Below are 20,424 nucleotides of genomic sequence, written 5' to 3'. Positions count from 1 at the left end.
GGCGGCTAGAGCTGGATGTTCTCGTGCTTCACCAGCGCGGTGAGGGCCTCTTCCATCACCGCGCGCGCCGCCGCCGTGTACCGGTAGAGCAGCGCGTGCACCTGCCGATCCGCCTCGTTCCGGTTCTCACAGTGCTTCGAGTACTCCTCGAAGGCCTGCAGGCTGCTGACAATCTGGGACAGGTGGTTGGGGCACTCGCACTGCACCGCGCTGGAGACCTCCAGCAACACCCCCAGCTGCTCGGCCGAGTAACGGGGCGGCTTTGGCACAGCGGGCACCGTCACCGTGGACACCGCGCCTGGTGCGCCCAGTTGAAGCGCCGGAGCCGAGGCCAGCGGAGCCGGCGCCACCGGGGCCGGCTTCGCGGATTGCGGCTGCAGCATGGCGTCCAACACGGCCAGGTGCACGTGCGCCCGCAGCAGCGACAGGGAGATGGGCCCTTGCAGCAGCCGCACCTTGCCCGCCGGGTACTGCTGGAGCACCCCGCGCCGCGCGAACCGGTAGGTGACGATGGCGTGCCGCGCCCCCGAGTCCTCCATGAGCCCCGGCACCGCACCCGTCTCCACCCCGTTGAGCTCCAGGAAGTCCAAGGCCAACACATCCGGCCGCTTCGCCGGCACCTGCGCCCGGAAGGACTCCAGCGACGACCCCGACCACACCACTTCCACGTCTCGGAGCGCCTGCGGATTCTCCCGGAGCTGCGCCGGGTAGGACTCTCCCAGAAGGGCCAGCTTCACCATGACTCACCTCAATGAATGCCCTCAGCGTGTCGCCACGGTCTACCCGGTTCAATCTGACTAATGCACCAACCCCGGAGGCGGTTCACTGGCACCCACTTCCTGGTGCGCCGGGGCCAACGGAAGTTCAACGGTGAACGTCGCGCCCTCCCCCTCCCGGCTCTCCACGCGGATGGTGCCCCCATGCGCCTCCACCAGCTGCCGGACGATGTAGAGGCCCAGCCCGAAGCCCTCCCGCTTCTCGCCCTGAGCGGGGGCCTTCTTGAAGCGCTCGAAAATCTGATGCTGCTGCTCCAGGGGGATGCCCGGCCCGTGGTCCCTCACCGCCAACAGCCCGTGACCATCCGTGCGCGCCACGCGCAGCTCAATGGGCTGGCCCTTGCCGTACTTGAAGGCATTGGACAGCAGGTTTGTCAGCACCCGCTCCAGCCGCAGCCGATCCCACCGCCCCACCACCCCCAGCTCCACGTCCAACACCAGACGACTGCCCGCCTCCGCCGCCTGCTCCGCGTGCCGCTCCACCGCCTCGTGGACCAGCTCGGCCAGGTCCACCTCTCCCACCTCCAAATCCAGCCTCCCCGAGGACAGTCGCGAGAGGTCCAACAAGTTGTGCAAGAGCCGCCCCAACCGCTGGGTGTGACGCACGGCCGTGGTGAGCACCTCGCGCAGCTTGTCCGGATCCGACGGAGGCGCGCGCCGCAGCTTGCCCAACATCAGTTGTAGCGCCTGGAGCGGGTTGCCCAGGTCATGCGCCGCCACGCCGATGAGATCCAACGCCGCCTGCGCCTCCCGCAGCAGCCGCGCGTTGTCCAGCGCGAGCGCCGCGCGGCTGGCCAGCTCCTCAACGAACACCCGATCCGTCTCCGTGAAGCGGCGCTCCGGCCGCTGCGACATCAGCACCAGCACGCCCAGCGTCCGGCCTCCCGCCCGCAGCGGCACGGTGAGCGCGGAGGAAACACCCATCCGCCGGATGAGCTCCAGGTGCCCGGCATCGGTGGACACCTGCTCCATCACCTCCGGCGTCACCTCGGTGAGCAGCTCGGACTTCCCCGTGCGCAGGACGTGCCACACGCCCACCGCCCCCTCCCGGAATACGGGGCGGCGGTGGGCAATGATCTCCCACAGCAGGGCCTCCTTCTCCATGGAGACGTGGGCCACCGCGTGAGGCAACAGCTCGCCCTCCGGAGACAGGTGGAGCAGGAGGCAGCCATCGGCCAGCTCCGGCACGAGCAGCCGCGCCAGCTCGGCCACCGCCAGGTCCGGATCCTGCGTGGCGAGGAAGAGACGCTCGGCCTCGGCGAAGAGACGCTGGGCGCGCTCCATGCGCTTGCGCTCGGAGCTGTCGCGGGTGAGCACCGCGTAGCCCTCGAGCTGTCCGTCCGCGCCGCGCAGCGCGGTGATCAACGACTCGGCCCAGAAGCGCGCGCCGTCCTTGCGCAACCGCACGCCCTCCGACTCCACGCGCCCCTCGCGCGCCGCCCGCTCCAGCTCCCGCTGCGGCCCCCCCTCCCCCATCGCCTCCGGCGGGTAGAGGAGCGCTCCGGGCCTGCCGATGATCTCCTCCGCGTGCCAGCCCTGGATGCGTTCGGCCCCCGGATTCCAGCTGGCCACCCGCCCCTCCGGGTCCAACAGATAGAGGGCATAGTCCTTCACCCCCTCCACCAGCAGCCGGAAGCGCTCCTCGGAGGCCTGGGCCTCGTGGTGCAGGGGCCACAACGCGCGGGTGAGGACCCAGGCCAGCCCCATCACCACCAGCAGCCCCAGGGTCGCCACCGCGAGGATGAGCCAGAGCGCCTGCCGGTCGGAGAGCAGGGCGAGCGCGGCGTTCTCCCGGAACGCGGCCTCGGTGTACCGGGCCAGCCCGTTCAGCGCCGCGTACGTCTGGCGACGCGCCTCGTCCCTCCTCTTCACGTACGCCGCCAGCTCCTCCGGGGAGGCGCCTCGCACCAGGGCCTCTCGCATGGCCAGGGCGGCGTCCTCATGCGCCTGTTCAGCCTGGGCCAGCCCCTCCAGCAGATCCCGCTCTTCAGGGCCCTCCTGGTGCGAGCGCAGGGCGCCCAGCGACTCCCTGAACAGCTCCCGGGCCCGCACCGCCTCTTCACGGAAGGACATGTCGCCGGTCAACTCATAGCCATGCAGGCTGGCGAGCTTCTCACTGAAGGCCCGCCGCAACCGCTCCACCTCCACGAGGTGCATGACCCGGTTTTCGGTGAGGTACTCGCTGCTGGACAGGAGCGAGCGCAGGGCGAGCGCAGTGCCACCAGCAATGGCCAAGGCCACCACCAGCGAGGCGGTGAGTCCCACCGCGATGCGCTCGGCGAACGTCCAAGGACGTCGCATCACCTCCCCTCCCCCCCTCGAAGCAGCCAGCCCCACTCACACAAGGTGACGACCTGGCACGTGTCCAGGAATCGGTGCTCCCGGGCAACACTCTGTCGGAAACCTGTCGCCGCGGGGCCCTCGGGGACGGCGTCCTCCGTTCACCACCGCGAGCCACACGCCAAGGCCCCTTCCACTGACGAGGAAGCCGCCCCAGGTTGCGCCTTCGTGGACCACTCGCAGGCCGAGTGGAGGGCGGGGCATGGGCGGGCGGTGGAGTGGGCTCGGGTGGGCGGCCCTTGTCATGGTGTGGGTGGCATGTGGCGGGACGGAGACGCCGGATCCGTTCGCGGAGACGGGAGGGCTCTCCCGGTGCCAACCCCAGTCATGCGAGGACCAGGGACTGAACTGCGGGACAACCATTGACGGGTGCGGCGGAGTGCTGCGCTGCGGCACGTGCCCCGAGGGCGAGATGTGCGGCGGAGGTGGCGAGCCCAACGTCTGTGGCCCGATGCGGTGTACCCCGGGCACCTGTGAGTCCCTGGGCAAGAACTGTGGGCTTGCGCCGGATGGCTGCGGCGGGCAGCTCGACTGCGGCGTCTGCCAGGCGCCCGACACCTGTGGGGGCGGCGGCGAGCCCAACGTCTGCGGCAGCGCGCCCTGCACCCCCACCACGTGCGAGGCCCTGGGAAAGAACTGCGGCACCGTCTCCAACGGCTGCGGGGGGACACTCGACTGCGGCACCTGCCCCGAGGGCGAGACGTGCGGCGGCGGCGGCGCGCCCAACGTCTGCGGCCGAGCGCCCTGCACCCCCACCACGTGCGAGTCCCTGGGAAAGAACTGCGGCACCGTCTCCAACGGCTGCGGGGAGACCCTCCACTGCGGCACCTGCCCCTGCGGGACAACGTGCGGGGGCGACGGCGTCCCCAATGTCTGTGGCATCCCGCCCTGCGTGCCCGCCACCTGCTCGGGGCTGGGGAAGGACTGCGGCCTGGTGGCGGACGGGTGCGGGGGAGTCCTCTCCTGTGGCACCTGCGGCGAGGGCGAGACGTGTGGCGGCGGCGGTGAGCCCAACGTGTGTGGCCCAGCCTCGTGCATTCCCACCACGTGTGCGGCGCAGGGGAAGAACTGCGGCACCATCTCGAATGGATGCGGGGGGACGCTCGACTGTGGCCAGTGCTTCGGGGGCGAGACCTGCGGAGGCGGCGGTGTCCCCAACGTCTGCGGCAGCGCGCGCTGCGCACCGGCCACCTGCGCCGAGCTGGGGAAGAACTGTGGCTTCGTGCCGGACGCGGGAGGGGTAATCGACTGTGGCCTCTGCCCCGAGGGCGAGACGTGCGGCGGCGGCGGCGTCCCCAACGTCTGCGCCAAACCAGCCTGCCAGCCCAACACGTGCGCCCTGCTGGGCAAGGACTGCGGCACGGTGGAGGACGGGTGCGGAGGGATGCTCGACTGCGGCACCTGCGCGGCGGAGGAGCTGTGTGGCGGCGCGGGCGTGGCCAACGTGTGCTACCGCGCCTCGCCCGTGTGCGCGGACCAGGACCTGGGCAGCACGTTGCCGGTGCGAGTGAAGGGCAACACCACCTGGGCCAACGATGATCACCGCTCCTCGTGCGGCGGCTGGGGCCCGCCGGACCGGGGCTTCCTGTGGACGGCGCCAAGGAGTGGCACCTTCACCTTCGACACAACGCGCTCGGCGATGGACACGCTGCTGAGCCTGCGAAGAGACGGCTGCGGAGGCGAGGAGCTCGCATGCGCCACGGATGGCATCAGCTACGGCGGAGGCGCGCGGGTGTCGGCGACGCTGACGGCGGGCCAACGCGTGCTGGTGGTGGTGGATGGAGCCACCGGGGGGAGCTTCAGCGCGGGGGACTTCGAGCTGCACATTCAAGAGCAGGCAGCCACCGAGGCGGGGCGCTGCTTCGACGGAGCGGACAACGACGGGGACCGGTGGGTGGACTGTGCGGACACGGACTGCCAGGGCGATCCCCTGTGCGACGGACGCGGGTGCATGGACACGGACCTGGGCAGCGCGCTCCCGGTGACGTTCCACGGGGACACGGCGCAAGCAGGAGACGACTTCCAGGGCACGTGCGGAGCGCTGCTGCGGCAGGACCGGGCACACCTGTGGACGGCGCCCCTGAGCGGCACCTTCGTCTTCGACACGGTGGGCGGAGGCCACGGCAACGCGCTGTACGTACTGACGGGGTGCCGGGGTCGGGAGCTGGCGTGCTCGGCGAGCCGGACGGCGGGGAAGAAGGGCGCGCCGGTGGTGAAGCTGCCGCTGGAGAAGGGGCAGACAGTGCTGGTGGTGGTGGACGGCCTGGAAGGTGAGACCGAGGCCACGCCCATCCGCTACACGCTGCACATCAACGAGTACGTGCCCCGTGAGTCCGGCCGCTGCTCCAACGGCGCCGACGACGACGCGGATGGCCGGGCGGACGAGAAGGATTCGGACTGTCGGTGACAAACCCTCACCCCAGCCCTCTCCCAGGGGGAGAGGGAGCTCAGCCGTGGTCGCGGTCGAGCTTGTCCAGGAGGGTCCGGGCCTCGGCGTCCTGCTGCTGGTGGGCCTGGACCTCGGCCACCTCGCGCCAGCGAATCCAGCCCTGGCTGGCGGCGTGGCGGGCCGCCGTCACGGTGTCATCCACGGCCAGCATCTGACTGCCAGCGGCGCGGATGTCCGCGGCGATGAAGGCCAGCTCGCGCTCGCGGCCTGGGCGGTGCCACACGTTGCGGATGTAGACGCAGCGGATGCGGCCGGGGAACTCGTGGACGATGGTGCGGTAGTGCTCGGCGTCCTCCTGCCCGCTGTCGCCAATGAGGATGAAGGGCAGGGACTCCATCGTGGCCAACAACCCACGAATCTTCTCCAGCTTGTGCCCGTGTCCGCCGCCGGGAGCAAAACCGGTGCGGCTCAGCCCCCAGTCGCGCAGGAGCAGCGGGCCGGCGGGAATTCGATGCAGCCCGAGGAACTCATCGAGGTGCTCATACAGGTTCCACGGGCTGGAAGAGACGTAGAAGATGGGGTTGCCCGCCGAGCCAGTGCTGCCCTGGTGGAGGGCGTCGTAGAAAGCATCCACGCCCTCGAAAGGCAGACGCGTGCGGTGCTCGGTGAGGAAGAGCGTCCAGGCGCGCTTGAGGAAGTTGGTGACGTTGGTGACGATGACGGTGTCGTCGATGTCGCTGATGACGCCGAACTCGGCCTCGGAGCCGGCCACCAGCACGGGGGAGCGCACCCGGGCCACGCCCTTGGGAGCGGGCGACAGCAGCTCCAGCTCCACGTCGTGCCAGCCGGCCTTCACCCCAGCGGGAGGCTCCACCCACAGCTCCAGGAAGCCCTCCTCGTCGGTGGTGCCCTCCCAGTGTTTATCCCCCCAGCACACCTTCACCCGGGCGTGGGGAATCTCCACCGTCATGTAGCGCTTCCACGAGGCGATGGCGCTGCCTAGCAGCGTGTGGCGCTTCCAGGGCGGACGCACGTGCCGATCCTCCAACACACGCGCCTTGATGACGGACTGACGGGGCGTCCCGTAGCCCCGGTAGGGGAGGATGCGCGGGGGGCGGCCCAGCCCCACCTTGCGCCGCAGGCGCCAGCTCCACGATTCAACATGGTGCTCGACGTGGAAGGCGAGCCGGACAAGGGGGTTGGGCGACTTCTGGGAGGCCATGGCCGCGGAACTCTACCGGCTCGGCTCGCGAGCGAACAACACGCGCGGATGCAGCAGCAGCGCGGCGGCCTCGCGCACCGTCCAGTAACAACGGTCCACGAAGCCCATGTTGCGCTCAGAGAGGAAGGCGGGGCTGGTGGCCACCTCGAAGCCGTGGAGGCGGAAATACTGGCGGGCGCGCAGGAGGTGGTACGGGTCAGAGACCACCACCACGCGCCGAGCGCCGAGCGAGCGCAGCACGTCCGAAGAAAAACGCGCGTTCTGCTCCGTGGAGTGGCTCTGCTCCTCCAGGAGACAGGCCTCCTCGGGGACACCGAGCCGCATGGCGAGGTCGCGCATGACGCGGGCCTCCGAGGGAGGGTTGATGCCCACGCCGCCGGAGAAGAGGAGCCGGGGAGCCAGGCCCCGGTGGTAAAGCTCCACCGCCTTCTCGACACGGGCGCGCAGCGCCGGAGAGGGCGAGCCCCCCGGCAGCACGCGCGCCCCGAGCACCACCACGACGTCCGACGGGACAGCCCGCTCGCGCTGGCCGAAACGGTCCACCACGAAGGCCATGCCGTAGAGACCGAAGGTGGCCACACCCAGCCCGACGAAGAGCCAGCGCCGGAGGGGACCGGCCCCCTTCTTGAGAGCGAGCGGAGGCACGTCAGCGCGAGGGGAGGCGGCGGAAGAGCCCCGGGTAGTCGAGCACGAGGCCTTGGGAGTCAACGGGCAGCTCGGCGCGAAAGCCGGACTCGAGACTCTCGAAGAGGTAGCGCTCGGGGCCGAGACAGGTGTAGCGCTGGCGGCAGCGACGGACGGAGAGCTCGGGCACCGCGAGGTAGACGACGACGATGTCGTCGGAGGAGTCGGGAGCGAGCCCCAGGCGGCGGATGGGGAGGGTGTTGGTGAAGGGGCTCGCGGAGATGTCCACGTCGATGCAGCCGTCGAGCTCGGGCAGGGAGCGGCCCTTCTCATCGGTCCACCTGCCGGCGCCATCGGAACGCAGGGCGAGCCGGGCGTCACTGCCGAGCAGGGCCAGCTCCACCTCGCGGACGCGGCAGGCGGAGTCGGTACGCAGGAAGTAGCGCAAGGAGAAGGGACGGCCCTCGTCGGTCACACCCTCGACGGAGCTGTGCGCTGTGAGGGCGCTGGAGACCTCGCGCAGCACCAGATGCTCGTGACCGGGGCCGGACCAGGGGGCCCAGGCGACATGTTGCTCGTTCATGCTCGGGCGCAGCATACGGGAGCCCCGACCTGGAACCAGGACAACCTGCACGCCCCACTCCATGCCGCGCTGCGCCCAACTCCGGGAACGCTCGCGGGCTGGCTGATGAACAGTGCGTGAAAAAGAGTGGTGTTCGGCGTGGGCGCTGAGAGGAAGCCGGGGCAACTCGACGGCTTGACTTAGCTGTCAGCCGTTCTCTGAAATTGACGGATTTGGCTTCCAGCCCGGGCGGCTCACCCGGGGAGGTGCGGCAATGTCTCGGCGTTCTGTCGGAACTCTCCCCGTGGACACACGGTGGCCCCTACGCGCGGGAGCGCTGGCGCTGGCTGCTTTGATGCTGTTTACAGCGTGCGCCACGGGGGCTCCCAGGGGAGGAGAGTTGACGGCTTCCCGTTACCGTCCGCCCGTGCCGCACGACTCGTCCGAACCGTGGGCGCTGGAGGCGGAAGCCCAGGCCGGGGAGGCTATCTTTACCAAGCTGCCCACAGACTTTGCGCCTGTGCAGGTGAGTGACGCTGAGTTTTCGGCAGCCATGACAACGCTTTGGCTTAACATGCCGCTCCGGGTGGCCGCGTCCCGCTCTCCGTTGTATGTCGGCCGTAGGCTGGCGTTGGCTTCCGCGCCCCTGAGTGGCGAAGTGTGGCAATCAAACCTGGCCCGGTCCTATGGGCAGTTTTGCGAGCGGTGCGGCACTCCAGGGGACTGCCTGACGCTGTTTGAAGACGGGCCCCACCTCCAGGATGACGACAAGCGAAGCCTTGCGCTCGCCCTGGCGGTAGGCCCTGCCCTGGAAGGAGTCAACGCGGAAGTGCGGGCCATGCTCGACCCTACACGAATGCTCGCGATGCTGAGTATAAGCATCACGGTTTATATGGCGCTGCTGTTGGCGCCTGTGCCCGAGCCGGTGACAAAGGGCGCGGCCCTGGTGTTTAGCGCCGCCTTGTGGGGTTATCTTGGTTATGAATTCTTCGATTTGCTGCGAGCCTATGCGCAGCTTTACGAAGATGCGCCCCGGGCCTCTACCTTTGCGGAGTTGCGCGAGCTCGGCGAGCGTTTTGGACGTGTCATCGGCCCCAACAGTGTGCGCATTCTCGTCATCGTGGGGACGGCGGCCCTTGGCAAAACGGCGGCCCTTGCATCCAAGACCCCAAAGCTCCCCGGATTCGCGCAAGCGTCGGAGAGAGTCGCGGTTAGCACTGGCTTGGGTCTGCTGGAGACGTCAACCGGAGCCAAGCGCCTTATTGTCTCTGTGCCCGAGGGGACGATCCGCATGGTGTTGGCGCCTCATGCCGTGGCGATGGCTGCCCGGAGCGTTGGCGCTGGGAGTCCAGCGCCGAGTCGGGGTAAGCTCCTGTCCAACGGACATAGGGCTTGGGGCTCGTACAGTGGCTTTAAGTCGGCCATGGGGTCAGCGGGAAAGGGTAAGGAGTGGCATCACATCGTGGAGCAGACCCCAGGCAACGTGAATCGGTTTGGGGGCGAGGCCCTGCACAATACCGAGAACGTCATCGCATTAGACAAGACTCTGCACACCAATGTGAGCCGCCTTTACTCCTCGATTCGCTATGATATCACAGGCTCGTCCACCTTGACCGTTCGGAAATGGCTAGGTGGTCAGTCGTATGAGGCGCAGCGAGCGTTTGGCTTGCGCGCAATAAAGAACGTAAAGATTGGGATATGGTGAAGAGCCTCGAAAAGCTCGTTGAAGAATTTGCTTATCACGTACAAGCGCAGAATGAAGAGATTTTCAAGGGAGACGCGAGGACCGGAAATAAACATGCCAAGAAAGCGCTTGCCGCTTTCCTGCAACTTCGCTCCCACGGAGATACCGGGCGTGATGCGCTCGCGGTTCTGTTCTCACATCCTCGTATGGACGTGCGGGTAATGGCTGCGGTGTTCCTGCTCCGCCATCGGACAGCGGAGGCCAAAGCTATTTTGGAAGAGGCAGCAAAGGGGCAAGGATTGGTTCCGTTCGGCGCATCCGAAGCCTTGAAGCGCTGGGAAGAGGGCACTTGGGCCCTGGACCCTGCTGAGGATGATGCGGGGCAGTCAGAGGAACCCCGTCCCACCCCTCCGACCAAGCGCAGCCGACCACGTACAGAGCGCGCCGCTTCTGCGAGGCAGAGAGGCAGCAAACGGGACAAACCTGGCGGTTGAGCTTGAGCGGGGTGTGCAAGGGTCCGGCAGGAGTTCCTGCCTCCATAACGCCTGGAACCTCGCGACCTCCGGACTCCTCTCGGGCCTGAGATAGGGACTCCATATCCGAGGGCCAGTAGTTCCGCGCGATGGAGGACAACTACTCGGCCGTAAAGGTCATGGGCTCAGCTCAGAAAGCATAAAGCCCCCAGACTGCGCAGGTCAGAAGAGCTGCCTGGGGGCTTTCACTCACGTACAGGGCACGACCTCGCGGCGGTCAATCCGGGAAGTGGCGGTCGGGGAGTTGGACGTACGCGAACACCAGGGGCGCGTTGAGGACGGCGGCCTCCCGGCCACGAACTACCTTGGCCGGATCGACCTCGGCCCCCCTGTCCGGACTGGCCGCGTGTGTCAGCACCCCGAACTTCGTCCGGTCGCGATCGCTCACGACCACGGCGCAAATGGGAGACGGTACGCGGCCGGGAGTCGCCGGGTAGAGCCCATCCAGGTAGATCCGATCGAACTGTGCATAGACTCGATCCGGGAACACCTTCGCCTCGCCGGTCACCCGCCGGATGCTCCCATCGGGCAGCAGCATCCAGGCCTCCATGGGTCCACTCCTGACGTTGATCAGGCCCGTCTTCTCCTTGCCAGCATCCGTAACGGTCGCCAGCTCGATATTCGTGAAGGGTCCTTTTTCGAAGCCCAACTGGACGGCCATCAGCCGAGCCTCAGGAGGACAGCGTTCCAGGAAGCCTCCGACGTCAGGGCGAACGGGTGCGCTCGTGCAGCCAAGGAAGTGGGTGGAGGCGGCACAGAGCAGTATGAACGTTTCGCCAAGAGATCTGGGAGTGGAGAAGCGCAAGGGTTCGCATCCTTTTTCGGAAAGCGCGGGGAGGGCCAAACAGACGACTCCCCACCCTATCCCGAGCAGGAGCGGAATGAGGGCGAGCACGGCGGGTGCCCTCCCCCAACCCCCGCGATGCAACCCCGTTTCCCTCCTGGCACTGCCCGACTCGACCATTCCCGGGGCCGCTGGTGCTTTCCGCTCGAACAACGGAGGCGAGTCTTCCCTCTCGGAGATGAGGGAGGCCGAGAGAAGACGGGGAGCCTCGACAGCCTCTGGCCGAGGGGTCGCTTTGTCGCGCGTCGAGGGGAAGGCATACGGCGCCGTCCACGCCTCCGTGTTCCCTTCCCTCTCCAACATCCGCACCAACTCCTCGTGCAAAGCCCTGGCGCTCGGGGGTCGCTGCTCCGGTGCCTTCGCCAACAACCTCATCACCAGCGCGTTCAGGCCCGGAGGTACACGCGGGTCCAATCGGACTGGCTCCACCGGTGGAAGGAACTCAATGGCGAGCAGGAGCGTCTCCGCGGGCATGCGGGGATTGAAGGGATGGCAATCCGTGAGCGCTTCGTAGAGCAGGGCGCCGAACGCGTAGAGATCCACCGAGGGCTCCGCGGGGAAGTTCACCCCCTCTTCCCATGCACCCCCTCGCAGAAAGGCGGCAACCTCGGGAGCCCTGAGGCATCCCCTCATATAGCAAGTAGGCGAGGAAGCGTGTATCTGGCCATATGGTTTGAGCAGTAGGGTCATGGATGTTACCGGAGAAGTGGGTACTCAAGCCATCAACGAACAGCAGGTGCATGAATTCCTCGCCGGACTCTTCGGAGAAGACCTCCACGCCAAGAGGGTGTTGTCGCTCTCCCTGGCGACGCTGGGCGTCATCCACGCCGCGAGCCTCTCGGTGTACGCCATCGGGCAGGCCCTGGCAGTGGCGCGGGGGAAGAAGGGCAAGCACGGGGTGAAGCAGGTGGACAGGTTGCTGTCCAACACGGGCGTGGACGTGTGGCACTTGTTTTCCCTCTGGGTGCCCTACGTCATGGGACAGCGCACCGAGACTGTGGTGGCCTTGGACTGGACGGACTTCGACGAGGACGACCACACCACGTTGGTGGCCTCGCTGCGCACCGGACACGGTCGCTCTACTCCCCTGGTGTGGTTGACGGTCCCCAAGTCCACGCTCAAGGGGATGCGCAATGACGTGGAGGACAGCGTCCTGCTGCGACTGCGGGAGTTGATTGCGCCCGAGGTGAAGGTGACGATTCTGGCCGACCGGGGCTTCGCGGACCAGAAGCTCTACGCCCTGCTCGAGGAGTTGCGCTTTGAGTACGTGGTGCGCTTCCGTCAGCGAATCATCGTCACCAGCGCCCAGGGAGAGCGCCGGAGCGCGGCGGAGTGGGTGCCGACCTCAGGCCACCTGCGCAAGCTCAAAGGCGCACGCGTCACGGCCGATGAGGTGCAAGTCGCCGCGGTGGTATGCGTGAAGAAGAAAGGCATGAAGGAGCCCTGGTGTCTGGCCACCAGCCTGACAGAGGCTTGCGGAGCCGAGGTGGTGGCTCTCTACAGTGGGAGATTCACCATTGAGGAGAGTTTCAGGGACGTGAAGGATTTGCGCTTCGGCATGGGCCTGTCCTCCTTCCGAATCGCGGAGACGGACAGGCGTGACAGGCTGCTGCTCTGAGTGCCCTCGCGTGTGCCCTGCTGACGTTGCTGGGCGCTGCTGGCGAGAGCCTCGGCATGGAGCGCGACCTCAAAGCCAACACCTCCAAGAAGCGGACCTACTCCCTCTTCCGCCAGGGCTGCATGTACTACCAGGCTCTGCCCAACATGCCCGAAGCCCAGTTGCGGCCTCTCATTGAACGCTTCGCCCAACTTGTCTGCGAGCAGCTCGTTTTCCGTGAAGCCTTTGGCCTTTTATGAGGGGATGCCTCAGGGCCCCGGGAGCTTGATCTCCAGCGCATCCAGGCCCTCGCGGCTCCATGCCTTGAGGACACGGCGCACTGTTGCCGCATACACCCCCAGGTGTGCCGCAATCCGTGGGGTGACCAGCCCGAGGCGGACAGGAGAATCATCTCCACTCGGTCACGCTCCCACGGAGTGGCAAAGGACGAGCGGCCCCGCTCTCGGAGCCGCACCCAATCCTCCGGGTTCACATCTGCACGCAGCATTGCAGATGTGTACAACATCTATGGCGGATCGCTTAGCTTGGTGGAGTGGTACACGCCAGAGATGAGGGACAACCTGGCGATGCGCCATACCAATTATAATCTGACAACCCCGCCTATTTGACCATGCAAGTCACCGAAAGGGGAAGAACAGTGCCATTCCAGCACTGAACCAACGCTGAACTCCGGTTGAGGGTGATTTCCCCAGAGACGTGCACTTTCCCTGCGGCCAAGGCAGGAATAGTGAACTCGCACGTATTTTTTCGTATCTTTGTTGAGGCACAATCAACCCCCGCAGGATTGCGCCCCTGAGGCCCCTGAGGCCCCTGAGGCCCCTGAGGCCCCTGAGGCCCCTGAGGCCCCTGAGGCCCCTGAGGCCCCTGTGGTCCCATAGCCCCCACTGAACCTTGCGGCCCCGTGTCGCCCTTGGGACCCGTGTCGCCCTTGGGCCCCGTGTCGCCCTTGGGCCCCGTGTCGCCCTTGGGCCCCACGGCCCCTATTGTGACATCAAATGAATCATTCTGCGGAACATTCGCACCAGCCGAAACCTTGAGCAAATACGCTCCAGGCGTCTCAAAATACACCGATGGCAACGTCGCAACCAGGAATGTATCCCCATTGCTCTGAACGCCAAGCAGTTCATCAGCGAACCTGACCTCAGGAGCGGTATCACCAAAATTGCGTCCGTGGATATAAATTAGGCCCGCTGGCTGGTCGACCTCCACCTGAGTCACCACCAATGGGTGCAAGGGATCGGGAGCCGCAGCACTCGCCCATAGCGAGCCAAGAAAAGCAACACAGAACGACAACTTGCATGCCGCTTTCACACCCAAGTCGAACTTGGTCCTACCCATTTTTAGTTCTCTCCAATGCGCTTGCCCCCCATCTCATTAGCGCAGCACATCCGCTGCTCGAATTCCGAGACCAAGAGGCCGGTGAATTGTCCACTGAGAAGAGCAGAGAGATCAATCCCCGGCCCAATATTCCAAGCTCTCAAAGCATAAGAAGGATGGAATGTGAGCCTGCCCCGGTTTTGTGGACACACCTCATAAGTCGGCTACACGGGAGGTAGTGTTCATGGAGCGAAGGAAGAGGCGGAGTTTCACCCCGGAGTTCAGGGCCGATGCGGTCCGGTTGGTGCGCGAGGGCGGCAAGAGCTTGCCCCAGGTGGCCAAGGACCTGGACCTGACCGAGTCGGCCCTGCGCAACTGGGTACGTGAGGCCGAGGGGGGAAAGGGCAAGAGCCCAGCAGGCGAGCTCACCTCGCAGGAGCGGGAGGAGTTGGTGCGGCTGCGCAAGGAGGTGCGTCATCTGGAGATGGAGCGCGACTTCCTAAAAAAAGCGGCGGCCTTCTTCGCGAAGGAGACCTCGAGGTGAAGTTCGAGTGCTTCCAGGCGCAGAAGGCCCACTTCCCTGTGGACTTCATGTGCGAGCAGCTGGGCGTTTCCCGCTCGGGCTACTACGCCTGGAAGGAGCGCCCGGAGTCCGAGCGGGACAAGGCGGACCGGGCCTTGGCCGAGGAGGTGACGCGGATACATCGCGACAGCCGCGGCACGTACGGCAGTCCTCGCGTCCACACGGAGCTGCGTGCCCGGGGGCAGCGCGTGAGTCGAAAGCGTGTGGCCCGGCTCATGAACGAGCACGACATCGCTGCTCGCAAGAGACGTCGCTTCGTGCGCACGACGGACTCACGCCACAACCAGCCCGTTGCCCCAAACATCCTCGAGCGCAACTTCTCCCCCGGCCAGCCCGATTGCACCTGGGCCACGGACATTACCTACGTGGGGACAAGGCAGGGCTGGCTCTACCTGGCCGTCGTCATGGACCTCTTCTCTCGCAAGGTGGTGGGCTGGTCCATGAGCCAGAACATCGACCGGCACCTGGTGCTCAACGCGCTGGACATGGCGCTCAAGGGACGCCAGCCGCCGCGCGGGCTGCTGCATCACTCGGACCGGGGCAGCCAGTACGCCAGCACCGACTATCAGCAGGCACTGGCCGCTCGTGGGATTCAGTGCAGCATGTCGCGCAAGGGCAACTGCTGGGACAACGCCGTGGTGGAGAGCTTCTTCAGCACCTTGAAGCAGGAACTCGTCTACACCACCGACTTCGCCACGCACGAGCAGGCCCGGCTGGCCCTCTTCGAGTACATCGAGGTCTTCTACAACCGCCAGCGCCGGCACTCATCGCTGGGCTACGCCAGTCCAGCGGATTTTGAGCTTGCGGCCTTACCGCAGAAGTTGGCATCTTAATCCTACTGTCCACGTAACCGGGGCAAGCCCACGGGGATTGGCCAGGTACTGAGACACGAAGGCGGAGAAGGCGTCCTGGCGGATGCCGTCCACCACGTTGAGCTGGCTATAGGTGACGCCCAGTTGGTTGTCGCCGTTATAGTCCTCGTTGAAGGGATAGCCGAGGCCCACTGCGGCCTGGACGATGGCCTGGGATAGCGAGTTGCGCGCAGTGAGCGCGTTGGAGGGGCGGATGGGTCCAGACAGAGCCTGGAAGGAGGGGAGGACGCTGGCGAAGTCCCAGCCCTTGCACCCGGCCGCGGCCCAGCCGTCGTAGTCGGCTCTGTTGCCGCGCACCCAGACCATGCCGTTGATGGAGCTGCTGCCACCGAGCACCTTGCCACAGGAGTACGACTGGGGCCTGCCGTTCAGCGAGGCCTGCGGCTCGGACTTGTAGGCCCAGTCGGTCTCAGCACCCGGCTGGGTCAGCTTGTAAGACTGGGTGAAGTCCCTGATCTCCGGATGCTCCTGGGTGCCACCCGCCTCGATGAGGAGGACACGGGCGTCCGAGTCCGCCAGAAGCCTGGCGGCCAGCGTGCAGCCCGCGGAGCCGGCGCCGATGATGATGTAGTCGTAGTCCTTCGAGTCCGAGCACCCAATGAGGGTGGGCATCCCGAGCGCGGCGGTCGAGAGACCGAGCAGCTTCAACAACTCACGGCGGGAGTATCTGCCCGCAGCCGCCGTCTGGAGGAGAGCCTTTATGTCGGAAGCGGAGCGGGTTCTGTTCCTACTCATTCGGTATTTGCCTTGGATGGAGTGGGTCGGACTGTCAGCGCTGGGGCCGCGCAAGATTATCCGCTGCCTCGAGTGCACGCGCACGTTCAATGGGCAGGACCGGCTCCTTTAGGGCGAGCGCCCAGAGTTGAGCCGCGGTCCCCGAGCAAGGCCGGAGCGTCCGCACAGGAGATCGTCAGTAGACGATGAAGTCGAACTTCTCGATGACAGCCTTGAGCTCTTCCGCAGTGGTCTCGAGTTTCTTCGCCACCGCGGGAGCGTACTTCGTCAGGGCCACCGTGGCCGGCGGCTGGGTATGAAGGTTGTCTATGACGACGCCACCAAAAAGGCCCGGCCACTTGACGCTGCGCAGTTCGGGGGCTCTGCGGATGGGATCCAGAATGGTGAAGCAAGGCCACTTGGGAAAGCGCAGGGTGCGGGTGTCACACCCCATGAACCGGCAGGCGTCCAGACGGGCCTCGGTGAAGTCACAGTCCTCGATGGCACCGCCCTCCCATCCCTTGGAGTAACCGGGCCAGCGGCCAAAGTCGCATCCCGTTAGGCGCCCATTGAACCGGCAGCCCTTGAGAGAGGCGAACACCCAGTCCTGGTGGTTCTTCAGTTCCTGCTTCACCTCGAAAGAGCAGTCGATGAAACGTGTTCCTTCACAGATAAACAGATTCCTGGCGGATACCTTGGAGATGATGGTGCAGTTCCGCAGCGTCAGGTTGGAGCCAAGGAAGTAGAGCGATCCTTTGTCGGTCAGCTCCAGCCGCTCGTTTTGGATTTCCCTGTCCTCGTAGAAAACCTTGGTGAAGAGCATGCGCCCTCTCAGAAGGTGAGCATCCGGAAGACCTCGCCTGACAAGCGCCTGCCATGCCGCGCCAGGTTCGACGCTGTCCCGGAGAGAATCTCGTACCGGCAGCCTGTCTTCGGGTCAATCACATCGACACCCTTGTTCCGACTGAAGTCGTAGAGATGCTTGAACTGGTCGCTCACCCGTCGTTCCACGAAGCGGCCCCGGGCTTCGCGTTCCAACAAGCGCGCCAGCCAGTACCTACCCTCTTTCAGGGCCTTGTCGATGGCATCTCTTTCGCCATCCGAGAGCTTATCGGGTCCCCATTCCCTGGCTGCACGGGTAACTGCTTCCTGGAGTTCATCCCCCACCTTGTCCTCTGCGGGAATGTCCGCAACCGACTTGCCGCGCGGCAGATGCCAGCGCTGGCCATTGCCAAGCACCACCTGCTGATTGCCGCCCCGGTGGCGCATGGCGACAGTGACGGAGGAACCACCCCGAGGGGCAGCGGCACCGCCCGTCCCCTTCTTGAGCATCACCACCGCCAGCGCGCCCTGGGGCGAGGCCACCACCGTCTCCACCGCGTGCAGCACCTCGGCGAGCGCGCCCTCCTGCACCACCGTCTCCACTCGCTCCAGGACAGCGGACCCGTCCCGCTGCGCCTTCCACTGTGCTCCCGCCAGGCCATAGCCCGGCAGCGAGCGCACGCGTGCCGATACCTCGCCCAGCGTGCGTCCCGTCAACGCGCCCACGGCCAGGAGGAGTGCCCGCGCCGCGTCCGTCCCCAGTACCTTCGCGAACTGCGCACCCGCCTCGCGCAGCTCCGTGAAGGTGGTCGCCTCGTGGGCCTGAGTGGCCAGTCGGGCCCACCCGTCCATCAGCCCCCACACCGTGTCCAGCCCCAGCCATGCCACCAACATCACCGTCAGGGCTCCAGCCAGTGCTTTCGTGGTCGGCTCGGGCACCAGCCACATGCCCAGATACAAGCCGACCGTCCATATGCACATCGACACCAACGCGCGTGGGTCCAACTCCCGTCCCAAGGCCTCGCGCGTCTCGTCCAGCACGGAGCCAAAGGCCAGGGCGAGCGCCAGCGTGCGGCGATCGTCCGTACGCAGGTAGGGCCCATCGTCGAGCAAGTGCAGGCAGTCGCCCCCGCCCCGTGTCTTGCACCAACCCGTGTACCTGCTTCGCAGGGCGGCGTCCGCTTCAGGGGCGAGGGGACTGTTATCCTCCAGGGGCACCAGGGTGAGGACGCGGCCCCGGCTCACCTCAGCCAACCACTCTCCTTCCAGTTCCGGATGTGTCCTCAACAGCTCTCGGGCGGCCTCCTGGGGCGTTCCCTCCAGCCGCATCTCACGGGCCAGCCCCAGCAGAGCGCGCTGGAATTCACCTTTGTCGAGCGGGACGGGCCGGGTGGCCACCGTGCCCGGCTCGAGCACGTCCACGTCGTACACGACAGCAGAACCGAAGTGAGTCTCCGGGAAGGAGCTCCCCACGAACGACCTACCCCCTGGAGAACGGCCGTCCGTGGCACACGCGGCGTGGAGGACCAGGACGACGAGGGCATGAACGCGCAACCAGGGACGCAGCCGACAAGGTTTGGGCATGCCGCACCTCGAATCGACAGCGATGGGTTGGGACTGAGTCTTGAAATGTATCAGGTAGGCCAGGGGAGCGGGCTGGGACCGGCCGAGCAGCCATGAGTGGCCCCGCGTGACGGCAGAGGTCATATTCCCCTCACCTATGTCTGGAGTCGACCTGTCCCATCCCTCTGGGGAGAAGCTGTCCCTCAAGGTGTACCGCGAGGCCGTCGAGGCCCGGTTGGAGTCCTGCTCCGAGGAGGAGCTGCGCGCCATCCTCCGCTCCCTCGCCAGTCGCGTGCGTCCCTCGGAGCGGTTCGCCTTCCTGCAATCCCTTCATTCCTCCCAGGACGCCGGTGCACAGGAGCTCCGCCAGCACGAGCTGCTTGATGACATCGCTGAGCTGGCCCACGCGCTCCCCGAGAAGGCGAAGGATTGGGAGGACGTCTGGTCTGAGTCGGATGTCCTCGGCCCCTACGCGGAGCTGCTCGAGCCTCTCACCGCCCTCTTCGCGCGCGCCCAGGAGGCCTCCGAGCGGGGCCAATCTCCGCTCGCCCGCGAGGCCTACCAGGCCCTGTTCTCGCTCCTCGAGTATGAGGACCCTCGCGGCCAAGGTCTCCGCGCCGAGCACCTCTCTCAGGTGGACTTCCCCGAGGCCCGTGCCCGCTACCTCCGCGCCGTCTACGTCACCACGCCCCCCGAGCAGCGCGCTCCCGTGCTCCTCGAGCAGATGCGTCGAGTGCGTTCGCTCCTGCCTCACGGACCCCGGCCCCTCATGCAGGAGTGGCTCGACATCTCCTCCGAGCCTCTCCCCGACTCCGAGGCCTTCCTCCAGGACTGGGTCTCCCTCCTCCGCCAGCAGGCAGACCCCGACGCCGATGCCTGGTTGCGCGAGGCCATCCGCCTCTCCCAGGGCACCCGCGGGCTGCGCGAGCTCGCTTTCTCCGAGCCCACTCGCCACCCTCGTGCCTTCATTGATCTGCTCACCGCCCTCGAGCGCGAGGGCTCTCCGCATCAGGTCCTCTCCACCGCCCAGGAGGCCCTCGAAGCACTCCCCTCCGGCCTCCCTTTGCGCGCTGCCATCGCCGGCTTCCTCGCCTCGGCCGCCGAGCGCCTCGGACAGCCCGACACCGTGCGCGCCGCTCGCTGGGAGGCCTTCGTCTCCCAACCCACCCTCTCGCGTCTGCTGGAGCTGCGCGACGCTCGTCCCTCTGAGCCCGAGCGCGCCCACGTCATGAGTCAGGCCGCTCGTCACCTCGAGAAGGTCCTGCGCCAACCTCGCGCTCCCTCGGGCTCCATGGCCACTCTGCCCCACAACGGGGATCGTCTCGAAGTCCCCGCCCACGCGGATCGGCGGCTGCTCGCCCATGCCTGGTTGCTCGCGCACGACGGGGAAGCCGCCCACGCGCTCGCCGCGAAGGAGAGCGCGCTCGGCTGGACGTATGGCGACAACCCCCAGGGCACCGTGGTGCCTGCCTTCCTCGTGCTCCTGTCCCGGCAGCCCCTCGGGGAGCTGCCTCGCAACGTGGACAAGCTCTGGCGCCAGGCACTCGAGTCGGGCACGCAGGCGGGGGATTGGTACTCAGGTGGCGCGCGTCACGACGAGGCCCTCCGTGAGCGGTTGGCGCGCGCATACGACGAGGCCCTCGCTGCCTTCTCGGTGGAGCCCTCGGAGCAGGAGCAGATGCTCGAGTGGTGTCTGGAGGTCGCCCGCAAGCGCGCCAGCTCCATCGTCAGCCGCCAGCACCGGCGCAGCTACGGCAAGGCGGCCGTGCTGCTCGTCGCCTGTGCTGAGGTCCTCTGGCTGCTGGGTGAGCAGGCGCGCGGCAACCTGCTGCTCGCGGGTTTCCGAGAGAGCTTCCGCCGTCACCGCGCCTTCCAAGCCGAGCTGGATGAGGCCGTGGGCTCGCCCGCGCCCGCATCTAAACGGTGACAAGGTGCGCGCTGCCCGCGTCCTGGCGCTATTC

At 66.7% G+C, this 20,424-nt stretch carries 14 protein-coding genes and 2 pseudogenes; 6 read left to right on the top strand and 10 right to left on the bottom strand.

Annotated features, from left to right (window positions below; genetic code table 11):
* Positions 1-5 precede the first annotated feature (5 nt).
* Together F0U60_RS00775 and F0U60_RS00770 are read right to left on the bottom strand one after the other, a co-directional pair.
* Positions 6-740, bottom strand: coding sequence for a hypothetical protein (locus F0U60_RS00775; protein ID WP_395812870.1), 735 nt, complete (start codon positions 738-740; stop codon positions 6-8).
* A 57-nt stretch (positions 741-797) separates the two neighbouring features.
* On the bottom strand, positions 798-3,077 hold the full coding sequence (locus F0U60_RS00770) for an ATP-binding protein (RefSeq protein ID WP_395812868.1): 2,280 nt from the start codon (positions 3,075-3,077) through the stop codon (positions 798-800).
* A 241-nt stretch (positions 3,078-3,318) separates the two neighbouring features.
* On the opposite strand from F0U60_RS00770, the gene F0U60_RS00765 reads away from it, so the two are divergent.
* Positions 3,319-5,523 (top strand): tryptophan synthase alpha chain, encoded by a 2,205-nt coding sequence (locus tag F0U60_RS00765; protein WP_395812866.1) that lies wholly within the window; start codon positions 3,319-3,321, stop codon positions 5,521-5,523.
* A gap of 40 nt (positions 5,524-5,563) precedes the next feature.
* Here F0U60_RS00765 and F0U60_RS00760 read toward each other — a convergent pair whose 3' ends face one another.
* Genes F0U60_RS00760 through F0U60_RS00750 form a run of 3 tightly spaced genes read right to left on the bottom strand, consistent with a single transcriptional unit; the run spans position 5,564 to position 7,934 of the window.
* The gene (locus tag F0U60_RS00760) at positions 5,564-6,727 is read right to left on the bottom strand and encodes an App1 family protein (RefSeq protein ID WP_395812864.1); all 1,164 of its coding nucleotides are present in this window, start codon (positions 6,725-6,727) and stop codon (positions 5,564-5,566) included.
* A 12-nt stretch (positions 6,728-6,739) separates the two neighbouring features.
* Positions 6,740-7,372 carry a YdcF family protein gene (locus tag F0U60_RS00755; RefSeq protein ID WP_395812862.1) on the bottom strand — a complete coding sequence of 211 codons (633 nt, stop codon included), beginning with the start codon at positions 7,370-7,372 and terminating at the stop codon, positions 6,740-6,742.
* A 1-nt stretch (position 7,373) separates the two neighbouring features.
* A complete protein-coding gene (locus tag F0U60_RS00750; RefSeq protein WP_395812860.1) occupies positions 7,374-7,934 on the bottom strand; it encodes a putative glycolipid-binding domain-containing protein in 561 nt (186 codons plus the stop codon).
* A 379-nt stretch (positions 7,935-8,313) separates the two neighbouring features.
* Here F0U60_RS00750 and F0U60_RS00745 point away from each other — a divergent pair, with 379 nt between their 5' ends.
* Positions 8,314-9,618, top strand: a complete 1,305-nt coding sequence (locus F0U60_RS00745; RefSeq protein ID WP_395812858.1) for a hypothetical protein — start codon at positions 8,314-8,316, stop codon at positions 9,616-9,618.
* Positions 9,612-9,962 (top strand): annotated as a pseudogene (locus F0U60_RS00740) (DUF2019 domain-containing protein); the annotation flags it as partial. The gene F0U60_RS00745 and the pseudogene F0U60_RS00740, both read left to right, overlap by 7 nt.
* 385 nt (positions 9,963-10,347) lie before the next feature.
* On the opposite strand, the gene F0U60_RS00735 reads toward F0U60_RS00740, so the two are convergent.
* A complete protein-coding gene (locus tag F0U60_RS00735; protein ID WP_395812856.1) occupies positions 10,348-10,791 on the bottom strand; it encodes a hypothetical protein in 444 nt (147 codons plus the stop codon).
* 889 nt (positions 10,792-11,680) lie between these two features.
* Here F0U60_RS00735 and F0U60_RS00730 point away from each other — a divergent pair.
* Positions 11,681-12,831: pseudogene (locus F0U60_RS00730) on the top strand (IS4 family transposase).
* A gap of 9 nt (positions 12,832-12,840) precedes the next feature.
* On the opposite strand, the gene F0U60_RS00725 reads toward F0U60_RS00730, so the two are convergent.
* Positions 12,841-12,945, bottom strand: a complete 105-nt coding sequence (locus F0U60_RS00725; RefSeq protein WP_395825915.1) for a helix-turn-helix domain-containing protein — start codon at positions 12,943-12,945, stop codon at positions 12,841-12,843.
* Positions 12,946-14,153: 1,208 nt separating this feature from the next.
* Here F0U60_RS00725 and F0U60_RS00720 point away from each other — a divergent pair.
* A protein-coding gene (locus tag F0U60_RS00720; protein WP_395812854.1) for an IS3 family transposase occupies positions 14,154-15,325 on the top strand; the annotation gives its coding sequence in 2 pieces (ribosomal slippage) (positions 14,154-14,409 and positions 14,409-15,325; 1,173 coding nt in all).
* Here F0U60_RS00720 and F0U60_RS00715 read toward each other — a convergent pair.
* The 3 genes from F0U60_RS00715 to F0U60_RS00705 all read right to left on the bottom strand — a co-directional run bounded on the left by F0U60_RS00715 (position 15,302) and on the right by F0U60_RS00705 (position 18,484).
* A complete protein-coding gene (locus tag F0U60_RS00715; protein WP_395812852.1) occupies positions 15,302-16,015 on the bottom strand; it encodes a GMC family oxidoreductase in 714 nt (237 codons plus the stop codon). The two genes, F0U60_RS00720 and F0U60_RS00715, sit on opposite strands and share 24 nt — an antisense overlap.
* 259 nt (positions 16,016-16,274) lie before the next feature.
* Positions 16,275-16,901, bottom strand: a complete 627-nt coding sequence (locus F0U60_RS00710) for a hypothetical protein (RefSeq protein ID WP_395812850.1) — start codon at positions 16,899-16,901, stop codon at positions 16,275-16,277.
* A gap of 8 nt (positions 16,902-16,909) precedes the next feature.
* Positions 16,910-18,484 (bottom strand): hypothetical protein, encoded by a 1,575-nt coding sequence (locus F0U60_RS00705; RefSeq protein WP_395812848.1) that lies wholly within the window; start codon positions 18,482-18,484, stop codon positions 16,910-16,912.
* 136 nt (positions 18,485-18,620) lie between these two features.
* Between F0U60_RS00705 and F0U60_RS00700 the strand changes: the two genes are divergently transcribed.
* Positions 18,621-20,390 (top strand): hypothetical protein, encoded by a 1,770-nt coding sequence (locus F0U60_RS00700; protein ID WP_395812846.1) that lies wholly within the window; start codon positions 18,621-18,623, stop codon positions 20,388-20,390.
* The last annotated feature ends 34 nt before the right edge of the window (positions 20,391-20,424 follow it).

This window comes from Archangium minus, assembly GCF_044360475.1.
Lineage (GTDB): Bacteria > Myxococcota > Myxococcia > Myxococcales > Myxococcaceae > Archangium > Archangium minus.
The sequence above is the reverse complement of the archived record's forward strand: the minus strand, read 5'-3'. Positions and strand labels throughout refer to the sequence as shown.